The sequence below is a fragment of the Pseudanabaena sp. 'Roaring Creek' genome (assembly GCF_001402795.1).
Classification (GTDB): Bacteria; Cyanobacteriota; Cyanobacteriia; order Pseudanabaenales; family Pseudanabaenaceae; genus Pseudanabaena.
Genome location: NZ_LIRE01000561.1, coordinates 1 through 2026 on the forward strand (window position 1 = coordinate 1; position 2026 = coordinate 2026).

The following is a 2026-nucleotide window of genomic DNA, read 5'->3' on the forward strand; positions in this document are numbered from 1 at the left end:
ATAAGTAGGAATGCTTAATTATATGTAGGATGAACTATTGCAACGCAGAGCATAAGTTAATGTGCAAATAAAGCGCTAAAAGAGCTAAATCGGCTTCATAATAGCTTTATCGTAAAACTTGATAAATCTATGTATCCCCATCAAGTTTAGAATCAAATTTGAGATCGAGTTTTGGATCAAGTTTAAAATTAAAAATAGTTCGTAGTTAACGCAACGTCGTAAGTGCTTGTGCAAAATAAATTACCAAAACCCATAAAGTTGCGCCCCTACGGGGCGCAACTTTATGGGTTTTGGTTTGTAATTAATTATGCCTAGCTACTTACGAGAGCGATCGCTAATTTCCATCCCTCAAGTCTCACCTTCAAATCTAGTCCCCAAATCTAGTCCCCAAATTTTCTCAGATTTAGTCTTTTATCTATTGGCAATGATGAATCCTTTTAAGCGCGGTTTGAGCGAAGTTTTATCGCGAATTACCAATAAACTACAACAAGACTCTGTTGTGAATATTACGCTTCACGAACTAAGAGATCTGCTCAGGGTCGATCGCGTTGTTCTCTACTATTTCTACAAGCAATGGCAAGGACAAGTAACTTTTGAAGCAATAAGCGATCGCAAATATTCGATAATTGGCTCGACAGGTCCCGATGACTGTTTCAATGTTGACTATGCACTGCTCTATTTAGCTGGACGGATCAATTCTATCGATGATATTGAGAAGGCAAACATTAGTGACTGTCATCGCGATTTTTTACGCGGTTTACTGGTGCGATCGAACTTAGTTGCACCCGTACTATCTAAGGGAAAATTATGGGGGTTACTGGTAGCCCATCAATGCCACGATCTGCGAGCTTGGCAACCCACTGATATCGAAGCAATCCGCAAATACTCTGACGAGCTGGCAACTGCCCCCTCTATCCGCGACTACACAAACTAGCAAAACAGCTCTCCAGACTCTAAAAGGCATTATATTCACAACCATAAATTTGGCACAAAATTTGGCACAGAGGATCGACAATATGAAATGGGATGAAATGCGCGAGAGCGACAATGTTGAAGATGAGCGGGGTGGTTCCTCTGGCTCTAATTCATCAATGGGAATGTTGGGCGGACTGGGAGCTGGGGGAATCGCGATCGCGATCGTTGCTGGGCTTGTTTTCAAAGTCGATCCCACACAATTGCTAGGGTTCCTATCGGGAAGCAAAAATGCACCTGCACCTCAAGGGCTAGTCAAACAGCCCATCAAAGACCGCGATTCAGCTTTTGTCAAATCTGTATTGGGTGACACCGAAGATACTTGGGGGAAAATTTTTAAACAGCAATTACAAACGACTTATCAACCACCTAAGTTGGTTTTATTTGACGGTTCTGTCAATTCGGCCTGTGGATCGGCAAAAACTTCGGCGGGACCTTTTTATTGCCCTGCGGATAAAAAAGTTTACTTAGATATGGGTTTCTTTAAATATCTAGAGGCTACGGCGGGTAATGATGCCGACTTTGCTAGAGCCTATGCGATCGCCCATGAAGTCGGACACCATATCCAAAATCTGCGCGGAACTTCGAGTATGGTCAGACAATTAAAATCAAGCAGCAGCAAGGTTAAAGCTAACGAGCTATCGGTACGACAGGAGCTTCAAGCGGATTGTTATGCTGGCATTTGGGGACATTCTACGGCTCAGCGCGGATTGATTACCGATAAGGATGTGACTAAGGCTCTCGACACTGCTACCCAGATTGGGGATGACTATTTGCAAAGACAATCAAAAAGCGGTCATGTAGTACCCGAATCTTTTACCCACGGAACTTCCCAACAAAGGGTAACTTGGTTTAAACGCGGACTAGATTCAGGGAACATCAATCAATGCGACACCTTTAATACTAATCAACTCTAAAGTCAACTCTAAAGTATAAGTAATACCAAGTTAAGAAATGGCTACGCCATTTCTTAACTTAAAAACCCTTACTAGTTTTATAACTATATTCACTTAAGTCAGGACATCAAACCGAATAGAGAGTGGCGGCGCTTCGC

At 42.4% G+C, this 2026-nt stretch carries 2 protein-coding genes; both read left to right on the top strand.

What is annotated here, in order from left to right; all coding sequences use genetic code 11:
* Positions 1 to 424: 424 nt before the first annotated feature.
* Complete coding sequence (locus tag AC805_RS16320; protein ID WP_055076399.1) at positions 425 to 934, top strand: GAF domain-containing protein; 510 nt, start codon at positions 425 to 427, stop codon at positions 932 to 934.
* Positions 935 to 1016: 82 nt separating this feature from the next.
* On the top strand, positions 1017 to 1889 hold the full coding sequence (locus AC805_RS16325) for a neutral zinc metallopeptidase (RefSeq protein WP_055076398.1): 873 nt from the start codon (positions 1017 to 1019) through the stop codon (positions 1887 to 1889).
* The last annotated feature ends 137 nt before the right edge of the window (positions 1890 to 2026 follow it).

Bases quoted from the DNA above. Each gene is read 5' to 3' on its own strand.
- AC805_RS16320 (WP_055076399.1), top strand. From the start codon at position 425: ATGATGAATCCTTTTAAGCGCGGTTTGAGCGAAGTTTTATCGCGAATT.
- AC805_RS16325 (WP_055076398.1), top strand. From the start codon at position 1,017: ATGAAATGGGATGAAATGCGCGAGAGCGACAATGTTGAAGATGAGCGG.